A 15638-nucleotide genomic window follows, 5' to 3' on the forward strand; every position below is an offset into this window, starting at 1 on the left:
GAAACCTCTGATATCTCTACAAAATTCTCCCTAAATTTGTTTGCATAATTAAAATATGTTATATTTATAACTAAGGGGAAGAAAAAACATGTTTAGTAACTTAAGAAAATTAGTAATCTTTATTTTAATATTATTTCAGGTTCATATTCTTTTTGGAACACCTGATTTTAACTCCAATATTCTAAGAAGACAGAGAGATGTCACATTTCCTCTCCTAACAGCCGAGGAATTAGTGGCTGCAGTTGATGAGTGGTCAGGCTACGATTGGATACCTGAGCCTAACCCCTGGCGTCGTATAGGCGCCATAAGCACTTTAAGGGGGCAAACTATTGGAGAGAATGAGGTTTTCAAAATCTATAGAAACGATTCCGGATTCATGACTTTTTACAAACATCTATTCATAAAACTCCTGGATGATTATTGTGTAAGTAGCGGTAGATATACACATCCGCACATTAGCCCTCCATTAGCTACTTTTGAAACAGATAATAAAAAAGGCTACTATCATATTTACGCTGAAGGATATGAAGGTTTTGAATGGTTCGAAGATGGGGATGCCCAACGCTTGGATGAGTGGCCTCTTTTTTCTTACCATATGGATTTAGCTGGATTCGATATGCACTATGATTTAGTAGATGATGATAATGCTGATCATAATGTTATAGTGGCTGGATCAATATTATGGACAAGAATAGATTTCGATGGCAGAAGTTGTCCTAATAATTCAGCTAAGACAGCACAGTTCTTAGAAGAACATGCCCAATCTTTACAAGCTGTTTTGGGGGATGATAAATACAGGCTTCTTGAATTAGCTTATAGAGGATATGGAGATGGTGATGCTGTAACGGAATCTGAAATGGTAGAATTTAACGCTCTTCTTGCCCAGTATCAGCGTGAAGCCTTAAGAAATTATTTTCCCGATATCTGATAATATTCAGCGAAGTAAAAATCTGTGCCCAAAAAGTGTCCAGAATAGGTGGCAATACATGGTAATAGACGGTAATAGGTGGTAATACAGGTGAGTCACTAACTAACTGATTTTAAAGGGCATTTTACGTAAACTGCTGAATTGATTGAAGACAAGAGAAAGTATATATTCAATAAAACAATCTATTAATTCAATTAAAAGCAATGAGAGATGATTCTAAGAAAATAATTAAAACTTTGAGTCAAAAGTAATCCTGTTAAAAACTACACATCTCAACAGCTATAATCCTCTGGCTTTGCTTCTCTGGCCATTAAATCAGAGACTGCCTCATAGGGCTCTTTATTATTATAAAGCACTTGATAAACCTGTTCTGCGATAGGCATCTCTATCTTGCTGTTTTTGGTAAAGCTATGTAGTGCTTTAACTGTATATATTCCCTCTGCTACAGTATTCTTACTCTTTAATACATCGCCTAACTTAACGCCCCTACCTATCTCTTCCCCTAGCGTCCTATTCCTGCTCTTTAAGCTAAACGATGTGGTTACCATATCACCTAATCCGCTTAAACCAAACAGGGTCTCTGCTAGAGCACCTTGACTTTTGCCGAATCTAACCATCTCTGCCAACCCGCGAGACAACAAGGCTGCTTTTGTATTAGCTCCAAATCCAAGTCCATCGCATATCCCTGCTGCTATAGCAATAACATTCTTTAAAGCACCTCCTAACTCAAGCCCTACAATGTCACTACTCGTATAGACCCTAAAATAAGTAGTAAAGAATAATTCCTGCACTATTTTAGCAACACAGTCATCCTCTGAAGCAACAACAACGCTGGAGGGGCTCCTTCTAGCAACTTCATATGCTATAGCCGGCCCAGAAAGAACTGACATTTTGACCTTGCCTAATTCCTCGCAGATTATTTCAGAAACACGCTTGAAACTCTCCTGTTCTATACCTTTTGCAAGACTAACAAAGATAACATCCTCCCTAAACCCAGAGAGCCTACTCAAAACAGCTCTTATGTATATAGATGGGATGGCCAAAACTATAATCTCTTTGTCTGATACTGCTAGGTTTAAATCTGAAGTAATGTTTATCTCTTGAGGAATTTTAATTCCGGGGAAAAACATCTTATTCTCTCTCTCTTTATCTAGAATCAAAGCATGACCAGCGTCATAACTCCAAAGAGTAATTTGATGACCTTTCTGCTGCAACAAAATTGCCACCGTCGTTCCCCAGCCGCCATCTCCCAATATGCCGATACCACTCATCGTCTCTATGTTTTTTGATATTTGATATTGTTAAAATGCCCCTTCTCTATTGATCTGAGAAGATTCAAGAGGGGTCTCTTTTAAAACTTTTTTATGCAGAACCTCATATTTAGAACCAACTATAATAAACTCCAAAAACCTCATACTTTTAAAGGGGGTGAATAATAATTTTGTCTCATTGTCAATGGGCTTCTCAATTATTCTTCCATCCTCGACAACCTTCATGAAAATTCTACCTGTCACCAGAACTCCACTATTATTTTCATCTATAGCACTACCTCGAATAATAATAACAGGATCATCTTTAAAATTTTTCTCTAATACTATGCGAACCTTGCTCTCTTTAAAATTCATTTATCCTCAATAGAATCCTGCTCAAAATCACCAAGTGAATCCATCATTTGAAGTCTATCCCTTGATAATTTAAGATACTTGTTAGCATCCTTATAGTTCGGTTTTAAATCCAGCACCTCCAAGAAAAACTGGATACTCTTCCCATAAATATCTTTTTTAAAATAATCCAAACCAAGCTGATATTTTTCTTCAACTTTACTTAAAAGGATCGGTTCCCTTATCTTCTCCAAGCATGATTCCATCTTTTTTTTGGATATCTTCTGATATTTAGAGTCTAATTGAGATAAGAATCCGAATTTATCCAGAGCCTTATCATACTCCTTATCTTTGTATAATCTAACCGCCTCTTGATATAATCCTCTTATCTCTTTCTCTGTTAAGATCTTCTCTCCTAAAGCATCTTCTCCAACAGTTGTTTTTAATTCAGTCTCTACTACAGCTTCACTCCCGGCTATACCCTTCCTCTTATACGCCATCTCTAAGTATCGATATGCATTCTCATGAGTAGGATCAGCCATTAAAACCTTCTCAAAAAGATGTATAGCTTCATTATAATTAGCCTCATTATAACTTTTAACACCACTTGTATACAATGAGTCCGGCTCTTTTTCTATCTTAGCCTTATAAGGCTGCACCTCTTTGGATCTAAGAACATCTTTTATTTTGGAAATATTTTTTTCCGCCTTTTTATTAGTAGAATCCAACTCTAAGACTTTCGTAAAGCAGTCCAATGCCTCTTGGTTTTCGCCTCTAATTAAATATTTCTTTCCTGCAGAGAGCAGCTCCGCAACCTCTTTTCTATTATACCGCTGAATACCATTCTGACACCTTTCGACCATCTGGCGAGCGGATTTATTGTTAGAATCAATTGTAAGAATATCGTTATATTTTATCTGGGCCGACTCATACTCTTTATCAGCATAGAGACTATTGGCTTCCTCCCAGATATTTTTTAAATCCTGCTCTTGTTTTATGGCTCCAGCTGTCAAAGTAACATAATTCTGAATCTCTTTATTATCAGAATCTAATTCTAATAACTCATCCAATACAATCTTTGCTTTTTGAAACTTTTCTTCATCATAAAGAGCTTTCGCCTTAACTAAATCGTCTTTAATCTTCTCTTCCTCTTCAAGAGATCTTATGCTCTCATAGATATCTTCTACGCTCTTTTTTGCTTCTTTATTATCAGGGTCTAACTGAAGTACATCATAATAGTCCTCTAAAGCCTGATGATACTCTCTCTCTTTAAAAGACTTCTTGGCTCTAAGAAGAAGAGCAGGTACTCTCTCGCTCAGCAGCTCTATCTTCTCTTCAGACTTTTTAAGCATGTCAACCGCCATCCCATCTCTTGGATCCTCTGCTAATATGCGAGCATATCTATCCTTTGCCTGCTGATATTCTCCCTCCGCATAAAAACTATTGGCCTCTCTCCAAAGAGACATCAAGTATATATCTCTCTCTTTGACCTTCTCTGCTTCCTCTATCTCTTTCTGCTTAATCTTCTCTTCCGCTTTTATCCTTAGATCCTTAGCCCTCTCTTCCTCTTCATCTATTTCTAAGATCTCATTAGCTTTTAAGATAATAGATTCATAATCATCATCAAGCATCAACTTACCTATATCGCTATACAGCTCATCTATCCTTTTTTTTTGAATCTCTTCTTCTCCCTCAAGGTTGAGAATATGAGGGGTAACAAATATGAGAAGCTCTGAACTGGATTCACTTTCCCCTTCATAGGAAAAGAGTTTACCTAAAAGAGGAATGCTACCCAATAAAGGTACTTTAGTCATAGACTTCACCTTTTCAGTGCTAATAAGCCCGCCTATTACAATAGTCTCGCCATTTTTAATAGTAACTTTTGTAGTAGCAGTCTTAGAACTTATTATGGGAAGCTCAAATCCAGTATCTCCAACACTAATAGTAGCCCCCACAGTACCGACTGTCGGCTCTATGGTCATCGTTATATAATCATCGCTTGCAATAAAAGGAGTGACATTGAGCGTAATGCCGATATCTTTATATTCATAGCCAGATACTGTCAGTTCTCCAGTATCAGTACTAACTTCATAAGTAGGAAGAGGATATTCTGTTGTAACACCCATTGTAGCCAGCTTATTGTTCAATGTTGCAACTTGAGGATTAGAGATAACCTTAGTATTGCCGTCAGTCAACAGAGCTTGTAAGACTGCTTTAAATTGCGTAAAATCCAGTGTTCCAAATGTATATAGATCACTATCAGCCGCAGGAAAACCGGCCAAATTTGTCCTAGAAGCTGCTGCCGTACCAATCTGAGCATCCTCATTACCAAGAGCAAACTTAGGATCCACAACATTAAAGGGAAAAGTATGCGGTCTCGCTGCACCCCTAACAGTTACCGTAGTCCCCCATTCTATACCAAGGTTTTTTGAAGTATCCAGCGTAGTCTCGACAAACTTTGCCTCTATTAAAACCTGCCTTCCTTTTACATCAACATTTTCAATAAAACTTTTAATCATATTCAAGTTATCAAGGCTATCAGTTACCATAATTGAGTTAGTTGCCTCATCAATTACAATCTTACCTTCAGAGCCAAGGAGAGAAGTTGTATTCTCTGAAACATCTTGAGCCGAAACATTATGAAGCTTAAAAGTCTTGACAAGAGAAGGCTTTGCTTTAACGCGGATCACATTATCTATCTCAATCATAGTATAATTCTGAGAATCAAGAATCTGACCTAAGGCCTGCTTTATGGTGATATTGCCAAGACTTGCAGTGACAACACCTTCAACATCTTTATCGGCTATAATATTAAGTCCATACTCACGGGCAAAATATCTTATAATATCTTTAATGTCAGCATTTCTAAACTCAATGTTATATAAATTGTCGGCTTTCTGCTCAATCTTTATATTCTTGGTAAGCTTATCAGATACGCCCTCATCATCCATTAATCCAGGGGCTGCCTGAACATTTAAAATAAAAGGGGGTATTAACAATGAAAGTAGAGATAAAAAACATATTGTATTTCTAATCATTCTGTCCCTCCAAGCAATTGCTCAATTATACCATCGGTCCATTCTTGCCTGCTAACCTCCTCTTCCTCTTTGGCTTCTTCTTCCATATCCTCTTTAGGCTCTTTTGCTACAGCCAAAACATGTCTAAGCTTAAGCTCGTATTCACGTCTCTCTGTATTTAAGGTTACACTTAAAGGCCCTATCTTTTTCACGGTAAAGTTTCCCACTAAATCACCTTCGCTGTAAAACTCAGAGTTAATTATAGCTAATTTTTTTTCTCCGTATATAATCCCAGAAAGATTGAGCTTCTCTAAAGGAATAATTTTTTGCCCTTTCTCTTGAGTAGGTTTAATTCCAAGTATTTTCATTTCTTCTTCAGATGTTAAAAAAGGATTTCTTAATCTTGGTTCCTTTTCTTGAGAATGAACCTCTTTAAAAGAATACAGTAATAGTAAAAATATTAAAACAAAAAAAGTATTTTTTATCATCGGCCTAAAATTTTTTCTAATTTTTGCATATCCATCCAACTATACTCTCTCCATTTATTTATTGGATTACGCCTGGCTCTAGGAAAAAAATTCTTATTCTCATACCTAAATAGTGTCTGCTTAGATATGCCGAGATAATCGGCAACCTCTCTTGCTGAGTAAAATTTCTTTTCTCCGTTAGCAATCATTTGTCCCTACTTAATATGTTTTAATACTACTTGATATATTTTGATATATCCTAATGGCTTTGTCAAGAGAAAAATTAGATACTAAGGTAGGCTTTTGATTCTAGGTAATTCTTAACATAATCTAACACTGCCGAATCAAAATCGCAGCATTCCCCGCTATAGCCGGCACTGTTAATCTTTGAGGTATCAGCCTGGGTAAAATACTGGTACTGTTCTTTTAGTTCCTGAGGCATATCAACATATTTTATATCGGGCTCTAGATTTAAAGCCCTGAAGACAGCTTCAACAAGCTGATTGAAAGAGTGCGCTTCTCCTGTACCAATATTATAAATACCTCCCAAATATCTATTCTCAAAGAAAAAAAGACTCATCTTAACCGCATCTTTTAGGTAAATAAAATCTCTCATCTGTTCACCGTCTATAACTTCATCCTTATAAGATTTAAACAATCTCACTTCACCTCTCTCTTTAATCTGCTCATAAGCCTTAATAATAAAACTTCTCATCTGGCCCTTATGATATTCATTAGGACCATAGACATTAAAATATTTAAGCCCTACCATTTTTTCCAAAACTTTATTATGTTTTGCCCAGATATCAAACCACTGCTTAGAGTATCCATAGTAGTTTAAAGGCTTAAGGCCAAATAGATCCTCTTCGTTATCACTAAAACCTAAAGAGCCATCGCCATAAGTAGCTGCGGATGATGCGTATATAAATCTAATTTCGTTTCTAAGAGCGAAGCTTGCTAAATCCCTGCTATAGTTATAGTTGTTCTCAATTAAATAACCTAGGTCTTTTTCTGTCGTAGAACTGCAAGCGCCAAGATGGAATATAGTATCTATATTGCTAGAACCAAAATTATTACTTAAAATTCTGGCCAGAAAATCTCTCTTATCGATCAATTCATCGAATTTTAAATTGGCTAAATTCTTCTGCCCCTCATTCTCCCCTAACTCATCGACAATAATAATATCTTCTAACCCTTTTTTGTTTAAAGCCCATACTATTCCGCTGCCGATAAAACCACAGCCGCCTGTTACAATTATTTTATCTCTCATCTAATGACTCACTCTATTAACCAGATCAGATATTCTAGAAGCAAACTTTATGCAGTTATCTTCAACTCTCTTATCTGGAGAGCCAATACTTACCACGCCATAATGGTCGCCTTTAGGATCGCCCTGAACTATCATGCCGTGAATTAACATCGCATTTATGATATCTAAAACTGTCGTCTCATTACCCCCTGCTATATTTGCAGCTGAAGAGAATGCAGCTCCAACCTTGCCATCCAACTGGCCATGAAACTTTACACTCCTATCAAAGACCTGCTTTACTTCTGCTGCCATAGAGCCGTAGTAAGTCGGAGAGCCCACAATGATAGCATCATATTTTAAAAGCTGATCCACTTCTATATCTGAAGTGATTCTTAAATCACAATCCATACTTTTAGATAACTCCGCTGCAATTAATTTGGCCATCTTCTCGGTATTACCTGTTTTAGAACAATAGAGAACTAAAGCTTTCGCCATCTCTAACCTCCTTTTTGATTAAGGATTGTCAAAATACTGTCCTTCGTTAAATAGCGGCCGCAAGAAAATTTTTCACCTTCAGAGCAATACCCCAACGAGGCACATCTGGCATCAACATCCTTAAATAAGGCGGGTAGATTATCTTGGCATATTTTAAGCATCTCTTGAGCAAGAGCTCTTATCTCCCATTGAGCCCGAGTACACAGTCTGAGCTTAAAGAAATGTATTAACTCTCTTAAATTCATTGAGATCACTATCTTTGTCTCACAAGCTCCGGGAAGAACAAACCTCACATCCTGATTAGCTTCCTCGCCAGATAACCCCTCCTTTTTAAGGAGATCCAGCATCTTATTGTAAGAACTCTGAATACCAAACAGCAAGTCTTCAAATATCTTTTTAATCTCAGGATTGCTCTTTATAGAATCAGGTACTATATAATCAAAATCCCGCTCTCTCACATAGCGCTGACTCTGCTGAGAAAAAGAAGCCATTCTATGCCTCACAAGCTGATGCGAACATACTCGAGAGATACCCTCTATCGCAAAAGTAAAACTCGCATGCTCTAAGGGGCTCTCATGACCTGAGACTAATATCTTTTCAATAAAGTTCTCGATCTTCTCATTATCCTCAACATCATCAAAGATATCTCCTGTAGCATTGCTGCTATAACATTGACGGGCAGCTGAATAGATAACTTTAAGCGCTGCTGGTGTCTGAGCTAGCAATTTAACTTTTAGCTTAGATTCTGCCATACTACTTTGTCTCTATCTGTCTCAAGAGAGCATCTTCAGCAAATATTGGGACCTCAGCCCGAAGAGCCAAGGCTACTGAGTCAGAAGGCCTGGCATCTATCTCTATTACTTCACCATCCTCACGTTCTATTATAATCTTGGCATAGAATATGCTGTTCTCAAGCCTCTCCACTACTATCTTATCCAGCCTTCCTTTAAGTCTTCTTATAATATTATTTAAAAGATCATGAGTAAGAGGTCGAGGCGAGTTAAATCCGCTCACCTTCATCTTTATAGCGCTAGCCTCTATTATACCTATCACAATTGGAAGCAGTCTCTCGCCGTCCTTCTCTTTTAAAACTATTACCTGCTCTCCACGATGTTCGTCTATCCTAATCCTCACTAAATCCATCTCTATAAGTTCTTTCATATTCAAATCCTTAAATAATATGTCTAAGATCTGTAATCACGGATAAAATTCTCAATAGACCTATCATATGTCTTCTCTTCACTGCTGTTAAAATAACAGGCTGGGAGCTCCCCCCTATCCCTGTGATACTTTATGCATTCACAGCAGATACCTTTCTTGCTGCAGCTAGAGTAACTGCAATTACAGAATTTCATATTCTGATCTTTTTTACATTCCATAGCAATATCTATTTATGAATTTTAACCTCTATAAAAATGTGTGTCAAGCGAGGACTAATTAGTCTCCAGCGCTATAAGACTGTGAAAAACTAAAAGGATGTTCAGGGAAAGCCTTACAGGTAAATACCACAAATATAGCTTTGTCATTATCCAGATTGTTGTTTATGAAGGAAAGCTTCCCGTCCCAGCAGTGAAGGTCTCTGTATATAGTAAATTCCTGACGTTCAAAAGATGAGCTTTGGAATTCATACCTCTGATAGACCCTGAATTTCCACTTCTCATTTATTCTATAATTAAAATCAGTTGTGAACTGAGCTGATGTATCTCTCTCATATCTATCTCCCAAAGATAACTGCCATCTATCTTTGTCTATAACCACATCAAAGCTGGCAGTATTTAATCTGCCAGATTTTATATCATAATTATAATCATTCTCGAAACGGAACCAATCTCCAGGCCTGTAATCAAGTTCTAATTTAGCTTCACCCCACCTGCTTCCCTCAGCAATAGAACAATCATAATAAGCAGAGATATCAGCCTGAAATAGATCTCTCTTTTTAATATCTTCATCAACCTCTGACTTTGTCTGCCACAGATTCTCTAGAGTGAGGGTTATCCTGCTCTTTCTCTCTACCTCATCCACTTCATCAAACTGTATTAGATCTGCTCTGGATATTGTAGGCTCGGTTATATACTCATAATTAAATATCGGTGTAACAACATGCCTCACGGAATCAACTTGTGTAAAAAGAAAATTTCCGGAAGCAGGGTTGAAAACTTTATAGAACCTCATTGAACTATCGAATCCAGCATAGAGATTTCCTCTTAAGATATGCTCCTTACCGCTAACCTTTTTAGAGTAGAATGTCTCTCTCACGCCCAGGTAAGGACTAAAATTAAGAAAGCCTAAATACTTCTTTACGTGGCTTAACTCATTGTAGGTGTCAAACCTCCAAACATCATAATCAATATCTGAGTCAGCATATTTTTTTGTCAAATTAGAGAAGAAAGTATTAGAGCTGTAATAATAATTTGTCTTCTTAATCCTGAGGTCGTTGACATCAACCCCCAACTCAGGAAGCCTCTCAACTTCGGTTAAAAAATGATTTGCCCGTTTTTTTATGTTTAGACTGAGATTAGCATTAGAATATCTTCTTATCATGTAGAGATAGGTCTCTGGATCTGAATCCTCGTCGTGCTCTCTCTCAAAATAATCTTTCAGAAAATCTATATCGCTGATCTTATTATACTCTGCATATATTGAGGTCCTATCGTCCGGATTCCAGCTATGCCTAAGGCTTACTCTAAACCTATCATTATCTTGATAAGCAGAGTCCTTTTCATTCATATAGTAATATTTAACAACACCATCTCCGACAGGACTCTTATACTGATGTTCCACACCGTGGGCAATACCTTTTTTCTCCCGATAATCCAGTCTCAGGAGACCTTCGTTCTCATCATCAAGAGAATACCTATATGAGCCTAGGAGATACCAGCCCCATTTATCACTCTTCCCCGGTATAATCATAAAAGGAGCCTTCTTATCTTTTAAAGACTGTTTAAAATAAGGCAGATAAAATATAGGAGTATTGCGGACATAGAATACGACATGTTTTGCAATGATCTTATCTTCAGGAAATATTTTAATCGTCTTTGCCTCTAACTTATAATGAGGATCTTCTAAGTCGCATGTTGTCATATAGGCTTGCTTAACTAAATATTTAGACTCCTCATACTCTTGAGCTTCTAGACCCTTGCCGTACCAAGGTCCGTAATCTTTAAAAGTCGGCTCTATAATCTTACCTTCATTGTTCTTAAAAGAATAACTTATCTCCTCGGCATAAAAGACAGCATCATCTTTTAAAAATTTCACATCTCCCTGAGCCAGGGCTTTCTCTTCATCAAGCCAGACAGTTATCTTGTCTGCATACAGCTTCATCCCTTTAGATATTACCTCTACATTACCTTCTCCCACCATAACCTGCCTCGTAGGATCATACTCAACCTTATCACCATTGACAGTCACTGGACTCTTTGGCTTGACCTCATCAGATAAACCAATCCTCGCTAAAAACGGCAGCAATAAAAGGAGGGTGACTATAAAACCAATCTGCTTTGAATCTATCTGTTCTGATTTAAAAAACATAAATATCTCTACAGTTTAAAAAATAATTAGGCTTTAACTTTCTTAACTTTTTCCCAATCCTTCAAGAACCGCTCTATACCGATATCAGTAAGAGGATGATTGAAGAGCTTATTTAAAACGCTAAAAGGTAGGGTTACAATATCGGCACCTATTAAGGCGGCCTCTACGACATGTATCGGATGCCTTACACTTGCTACAATTATTTCAGTATTGAAATCGTAATTACCATATATATCTTTTATAGCTTCCACCAGCCCCATCCCATGAGAACTTATATCATCAAGCCTGCCTATAAAAGGACTGACATAGTTAGCTCCGGCTTTAGCAGCAAGTAATGCCTGAGCAGGAGAGAAACAGAGCGTAGCATTAGACTTAATACCCTCAGCATTTAATATCTTTACGGTTTTCAAACCTTCTTTTGTGAGGGGAACTTTTATAACAACATTTTCACCGTACTGGCTAAGCTCTCTAGCCTCCTTAATCATGCCATTAGAATCCTCAGCTATAACCTCAAGAGAGACAGGTCCGGATACAATTCCTACAATCTCTGCTGCAATCTCATTAAAAGAACTGCCCTCTTTTGAAACCAACGTAGGGTTGGTAGTCACTCCGTCCAATACCCCCCAACTATAAGCCTCTCTAATCTCATCTATATTTGCAGTATCTAAGAAAAATTTCATCTGGTCTCCTTTATATTAAATTATCTCTGCCCAAAAGCCCTGCCCCTATAACCCCGGATCTATCTTTAAAACGAGCTTTAACTATTTTAACACTCTTTGCCTGAATGTCCATAGCTTGCTCTTTAAGGTAACCCCTTAACGGTTTAAAGAGACTCTCTCCTGCATTAGATACCCCGCCTCCGATTACAATCTTCTCCAGGTTCAAAACATTGACAACTCCAACTAAAGCCTGGGTCAATTTAGAGGCTGCATAGTCCCAAAATTCGATCGAAAACTTATCCCCTAAAATAGCAGCGCGAGTAACATCTTCGAGTTTTAACTCAGTAAAATCTATCTTATTTAAAATACTCTTACTATATTTAAGTCGCCTCTTAAGATAACCAATTAACCTTCTATTACCAACATAGCTCTCTAAACATCCTCTATTACCGCAACTGCACTTAGGACCTTTAGTGCTCAACTGTATGTGGCCAACTTCAGCGACAGCATTATTACATCCTCGATAGACCTCTCCATTTAATATTAAGCCTCCACCAACACCTGTACCTAAAGCAACCATCAGCATATTGCTGCAACCCTTGCCGGAGCCAAAGTGATACTCCGCAAGAGCAGCCAGATTAACATCATTATCAATGAAGATAGGGACACCAACAGCCTCCACTAACATCTTTTTAAAATCAACATCATCCCAGTTGACTAAATTAGTAAGAGAATGAATATAGCCTCTCTCGTAGTCTATAAGTCCGGGTAATCCGCAAGCTAAAGATTTAATATGATATTTCTTTGACAAAACTTCAAAACGATCTTTGATTATTAAGATTACATCTCCAGGAGTTATCTCTCCGTTTAAAGCATATGTATTAAAATCTAGGAACTTCAATTCACGATCGAATAATCCTATTTTTAAATTAGTACCGCCAATATCCACTCCCATATAAGAACTTTTCATAATTTTTAAAGTAACTCGATTTATTTGATTGAGCTATAAGCTATCGCCCTGTTTCTCCCTTTTCTCTTAGCATAGTAAAGCGCCATATCGGCTTTCTCTACCAGCTCTATATAGTTCTTGGCATCTTCGATTAGAGAAGAGAGGCCTATCGATACTGTAATATTTAGAACCTCATCATAAGCATGAAATACATATTTTTCAACTGCTTTTCTTATACGCTCCGATACCTCTATACCATTATCCAAACTTGTATCCGGCAGAAAGATGCAGAACTCCTCGCCTCCATATCTGCCTACAATATCTATCTCACGCACATTCTGCTGAACTATCTTTGCAGTCTCTCTTAACACTACATCTCCAACAAGATGGCCAAAGGTATCATTGCAATTTTTAAATCTATCCAGATCAAGCATTAAGAAGCAGGCATCCCCTTTTTTTTCTTTGATTCTATCTAACTCTTCCCAACAAACATCCTGGAAATGTCTTCTCACAAAAACCTGAGTCAATTCATCTGTAATAGCAAGCTCTTGAACTTCACTATAAAGCTTGAGCTTTCTTAAAGTGAGAGAGAGAAACCCAGAGAGCGTATGAGCAAGATCAATCTTCTCCTCTGCTAAATCTTCAAATGCTAGGATACCTTTAACTTTGCCCTCTAAGATAATAGGAATAAGATACATCTTATTACTCAAATTGCTCTGTCCTAATTTTGCAAATAAGGGATTTAATTCCTCGCCATCGTAGAACCCAGGCTCTTCCTCGATCAATATCTTCTCAAAATCCAATATGTCTCTATAATTTATATTCTCTTTTAACTCATAACTATTACGTTTAGGATGTATGAAAACACTGTAGCTCTTCTCTCCCTCAAATACCAAGAGAGCGAGAAAATTAAAATTAAAGCTTCCCTTAACAATGTTGGCAATAACCGGCGGCAGCTGCTGAAGATACATAACCCTTGTAAGCTCTTTACTTATTTCAAAAAAACCTGTTATCTTTGCAACATCAAGCTGCAGTTGCTTGTTAACCTCATCCATCTCTGACAACTTATCTTCGCTCTTAGCAAATTGCAACTCCATGCTTTTATGCTCAGAGCTTAGACTCTGAAACTCTTCTTTAACTATACCCCTGTTAATAAAATCAATTAAAGAGAGTGAGAGATAGAGGGCCAGCCAAGAGAAGTAAGTCGCTATTTCTAGCTTCCTAAGGTATAAGATTAAGAAAAAAGAGATAACCGCAAATATGATCTTAAATCTAACACCTCTTTTGACTGTAAAGAGGACACCCAAAATTAGTAGAAAGAGAAACTCATTCATAGATTACTATGTTCTTACCGCTTCTTTTACCTTCATAGAGCCTGGCATCAGAGAGTTCTATTAAAGACTGAGCCTCTCTCTTGTCTTCAGGATATATAGCCAGCCCTATTGTGACTGTTATGTTTACAATCTGCCGCCTTATCTTTATATCGCTCTTCTCGATATTTTTCCGCATGCTCTCCGCTCTTTGAACCAGACTATCTCTATCATCTGAATTCAAGAGTACCAGAAACTCTTCTCCTCCGTAACGGCAGGCAAACTCATTTTTTTTCAACCCGGACTTAATCATCCAAGAGATGTTTTTAAGGACAAGGTCTCCGGCTATATGTCCATAACTATCATTGCAATTTTTAAAATCATCAATATCTATCATCAATAAGGCAAAATATTCCGGCGACTCTCTTTTTAATCTATTATCAAGCAGCCTTAAAAATTCCCTTCTAAGATAGAAACTGGTCAGGCTATCCTGGATCGCAAGCTCTTCCATCTTCTGAAAAAGATAGGCATTATCTATAGCTATAGCTGATAAAGCAGATATAATATCTAAGAGACGCAAGTCATCTACTGTAAACTCATCAACAGCATTGGAGTCTATTCTTAAAATACCTAAGAGCTTATCTCTGGATATAATAGGAGAAGAGAGAAGAGACCTAAACTCTCTACCGTAGGAAAAAACCTCTTCAGAATCAAACCTAAAATCCCTTAAAATATCGTTTATAAGCAGCGGTGTACGCTGCCTAAATACCCAATGCTCGCAAGGATCTCCAGTCTTTGCTTTTATCTTAATCTTGGGAGAGAGAATGCAAGAACTTGCAAGATTGAAGACATCCTTATTACTATCAAAAAGATATATCATAGATACCTCACCCTTAGAGATCACCTCTAAGGCCTTAGTAGAGATAACGCTCAACAGTTCTTGAAGGTCTAAATTTGCAATTATATCTTCAGAGAATGTTCTTAAGTGAGTGAATCTAAATATCTTCTTCTCCAATGCTTCATTTATCTTTACAAGATCTAGATATTGAGCATTGTTTACATTTACCTTTTCCTCAACCTCTTCCAGGCTAAGACTAATAGAATTCAACTTCTTCCGGACCTTTATTTTCAAATAGCTAAACCTAAAAACAAAGAATAAAAAGAAGAATAAAAAATACTGGATATAAGGCGAAGGGTACTTGATTGCAAAGAGAAACACCGTAAGAAATAGCATCTCTAAGAGATAGAAGATAAGCCCTATTTCCAGCTTGAAGAAGATAAAAAATGAAGCTGAAAAGACAATAAGCAGAAGGAATGGAAAATGAAACTTAAAATTCTGAAAAAATATTAAAAAGAACGAGAAGCCGGCTATCTGAGAGATAAAAATAAATAAAAGAAGTAAATTCTTTTTTATGCTGATACCGTTATTCATTAA

At 37.1% G+C, this 15638-nt stretch carries 16 protein-coding genes; 1 reads left to right on the forward strand and 15 read right to left on the reverse strand.

Annotated elements, in window-relative coordinates; genetic code table 11:
* Window positions 1-88 precede the first annotated feature (88 nt).
* Complete coding sequence (locus P9X27_03950; protein MDP8253536.1) at window positions 89-928, forward strand: hypothetical protein; 840 nt, start codon at window positions 89-91, stop codon at window positions 926-928.
* Between the two features lie 272 nt (window positions 929-1200).
* Here P9X27_03950 and P9X27_03955 read toward each other — a convergent pair whose 3' ends face one another.
* The 15 genes from P9X27_03955 to P9X27_04025 form a co-directional block, all read right to left on the reverse strand.
* A complete protein-coding gene (locus tag P9X27_03955; protein ID MDP8253537.1) occupies window positions 1201-2199 on the reverse strand; it encodes an NAD(P)H-dependent glycerol-3-phosphate dehydrogenase in 999 nt (332 codons plus the stop codon).
* 30 nt (window positions 2200-2229) lie between these two features.
* A complete protein-coding gene (locus P9X27_03960; GenBank protein MDP8253538.1) occupies window positions 2230-2553 on the reverse strand; it encodes a hypothetical protein in 324 nt (107 codons plus the stop codon).
* Window positions 2550-5567: a secretin N-terminal domain-containing protein gene (locus tag P9X27_03965; GenBank protein ID MDP8253539.1), complete on the reverse strand. Its 3018-nt coding sequence runs from the start codon at window positions 5565-5567 to the stop codon at window positions 2550-2552. The genes P9X27_03960 and P9X27_03965 overlap by 4 nt, the downstream gene beginning before the upstream one ends.
* Window positions 5564-5914, reverse strand: a complete 351-nt coding sequence (locus P9X27_03970; GenBank protein MDP8253540.1) for a hypothetical protein — start codon at window positions 5912-5914, stop codon at window positions 5564-5566. The genes P9X27_03965 and P9X27_03970 overlap by 4 nt, the downstream gene beginning before the upstream one ends.
* 116 nt (window positions 5915-6030) lie before the next feature.
* A complete protein-coding gene (locus P9X27_03975) occupies window positions 6031-6222 on the reverse strand; it encodes a MerR family transcriptional regulator (GenBank protein ID MDP8253541.1) in 192 nt (63 codons plus the stop codon).
* Between the two features lie 74 nt (window positions 6223-6296).
* Entirely contained in the window at window positions 6297-7283 is a 987-nt protein-coding gene (gene rfaD, locus P9X27_03980; GenBank protein MDP8253542.1) for an ADP-glyceromanno-heptose 6-epimerase, read from the reverse strand.
* The gene (locus P9X27_03985) at window positions 7284-7757 is read right to left on the reverse strand and encodes an NAD(P)H-dependent oxidoreductase (GenBank protein MDP8253543.1); all 474 of its coding nucleotides are present in this window, start codon (window positions 7755-7757) and stop codon (window positions 7284-7286) included. It lies immediately after the preceding gene.
* A 2-nt stretch (window positions 7758-7759) separates the two neighbouring features.
* The gene (gene thyX / locus P9X27_03990; protein ID MDP8253544.1) at window positions 7760-8509 is read right to left on the reverse strand and encodes an FAD-dependent thymidylate synthase; all 750 of its coding nucleotides are present in this window, start codon (window positions 8507-8509) and stop codon (window positions 7760-7762) included.
* A 1-nt stretch (window position 8510) separates the two neighbouring features.
* Window positions 8511-8918 carry a bifunctional nuclease family protein gene (locus tag P9X27_03995; GenBank protein ID MDP8253545.1) on the reverse strand — a complete coding sequence of 136 codons (408 nt, stop codon included), beginning with the start codon at window positions 8916-8918 and terminating at the stop codon, window positions 8511-8513.
* Between the two features lie 23 nt (window positions 8919-8941).
* Window positions 8942-9136, reverse strand: coding sequence for a DUF6485 family protein (locus P9X27_04000; protein MDP8253546.1), 195 nt, complete (start codon window positions 9134-9136; stop codon window positions 8942-8944).
* Between the two features lie 58 nt (window positions 9137-9194).
* On the reverse strand, window positions 9195-11285 hold the full coding sequence (gene lptD, locus P9X27_04005) for an LPS assembly protein LptD (protein ID MDP8253547.1): 2091 nt from the start codon (window positions 11283-11285) through the stop codon (window positions 9195-9197).
* A gap of 26 nt (window positions 11286-11311) precedes the next feature.
* A complete protein-coding gene (fsa, locus tag P9X27_04010; GenBank protein MDP8253548.1) occupies window positions 11312-11965 on the reverse strand; it encodes a fructose-6-phosphate aldolase in 654 nt (217 codons plus the stop codon).
* Window positions 11966-11975: 10 nt separating this feature from the next.
* Window positions 11976-12914: an ROK family protein gene (locus P9X27_04015; protein MDP8253549.1), complete on the reverse strand. Its 939-nt coding sequence runs from the start codon at window positions 12912-12914 to the stop codon at window positions 11976-11978.
* A gap of 20 nt (window positions 12915-12934) precedes the next feature.
* A complete protein-coding gene (locus P9X27_04020; protein ID MDP8253550.1) occupies window positions 12935-14227 on the reverse strand; it encodes a GGDEF domain-containing protein in 1293 nt (430 codons plus the stop codon).
* Window positions 14220-15635 carry a sensor domain-containing diguanylate cyclase gene (locus tag P9X27_04025; GenBank protein MDP8253551.1) on the reverse strand — a complete coding sequence of 472 codons (1416 nt, stop codon included), beginning with the start codon at window positions 15633-15635 and terminating at the stop codon, window positions 14220-14222. Before P9X27_04025 ends, P9X27_04020 begins: the two co-directional genes overlap by 8 nt.
* Window positions 15636-15638 lie beyond the last annotated feature (3 nt).

This window comes from Candidatus Kaelpia aquatica, assembly GCA_030765335.1.
In the GTDB taxonomy this organism is placed as follows: domain Bacteria; phylum Omnitrophota; class Gorgyraeia; order Kaelpiales; family Kaelpiaceae; genus Kaelpia; species Kaelpia aquatica.

Excerpts from the sequence above, each read along its gene's own strand:
- P9X27_03950 (MDP8253536.1), top strand. The coding sequence starts at position 89 with ATGTTTAGTAACTTAAGAAAATTAGTAATCTTTATTTTAATATTATTT.
- P9X27_03955 (MDP8253537.1), bottom strand. The coding sequence starts at position 2,199 with ATGAGTGGTATCGGCATATTGGGAGATGGCGGCTGGGGAACGACGGTG.
- P9X27_03960 (MDP8253538.1), bottom strand. The coding sequence starts at position 2,553 with ATGAATTTTAAAGAGAGCAAGGTTCGCATAGTATTAGAGAAAAATTTT.
- P9X27_03965 (MDP8253539.1), bottom strand. The coding sequence starts at position 5,567 with ATGATTAGAAATACAATATGTTTTTTATCTCTACTTTCATTGTTAATA.
- P9X27_03970 (MDP8253540.1), bottom strand. The coding sequence starts at position 5,914 with ATGAAAATACTTGGAATTAAACCTACTCAAGAGAAAGGGCAAAAAATT.
- P9X27_03975 (MDP8253541.1), bottom strand. The coding sequence starts at position 6,222 with ATGATTGCTAACGGAGAAAAGAAATTTTACTCAGCAAGAGAGGTTGCC.
- rfaD (MDP8253542.1), bottom strand. The coding sequence starts at position 7,283 with ATGAGAGATAAAATAATTGTAACAGGCGGCTGTGGTTTTATCGGCAGC.
- P9X27_03985 (MDP8253543.1), bottom strand. The coding sequence starts at position 7,757 with ATGGCGAAAGCTTTAGTTCTCTATTGTTCTAAAACAGGTAATACCGAG.
- thyX (MDP8253544.1), bottom strand. The coding sequence starts at position 8,509 with ATGGCAGAATCTAAGCTAAAAGTTAAATTGCTAGCTCAGACACCAGCA.
- P9X27_03995 (MDP8253545.1), bottom strand. The coding sequence starts at position 8,918 with ATGAAAGAACTTATAGAGATGGATTTAGTGAGGATTAGGATAGACGAA.
- P9X27_04000 (MDP8253546.1), bottom strand. The coding sequence starts at position 9,136 with ATGGAATGTAAAAAAGATCAGAATATGAAATTCTGTAATTGCAGTTAC.
- lptD (MDP8253547.1), bottom strand. The coding sequence starts at position 11,285 with ATGTTTTTTAAATCAGAACAGATAGATTCAAAGCAGATTGGTTTTATA.
- fsa (MDP8253548.1), bottom strand. The coding sequence starts at position 11,965 with ATGAAATTTTTCTTAGATACTGCAAATATAGATGAGATTAGAGAGGCT.
- P9X27_04015 (MDP8253549.1), bottom strand. The coding sequence starts at position 12,914 with ATGAAAAGTTCTTATATGGGAGTGGATATTGGCGGTACTAATTTAAAA.
- P9X27_04020 (MDP8253550.1), bottom strand. The coding sequence starts at position 14,227 with ATGAATGAGTTTCTCTTTCTACTAATTTTGGGTGTCCTCTTTACAGTC.
- P9X27_04025 (MDP8253551.1), bottom strand. The coding sequence starts at position 15,635 with ATGAATAACGGTATCAGCATAAAAAAGAATTTACTTCTTTTATTTATT.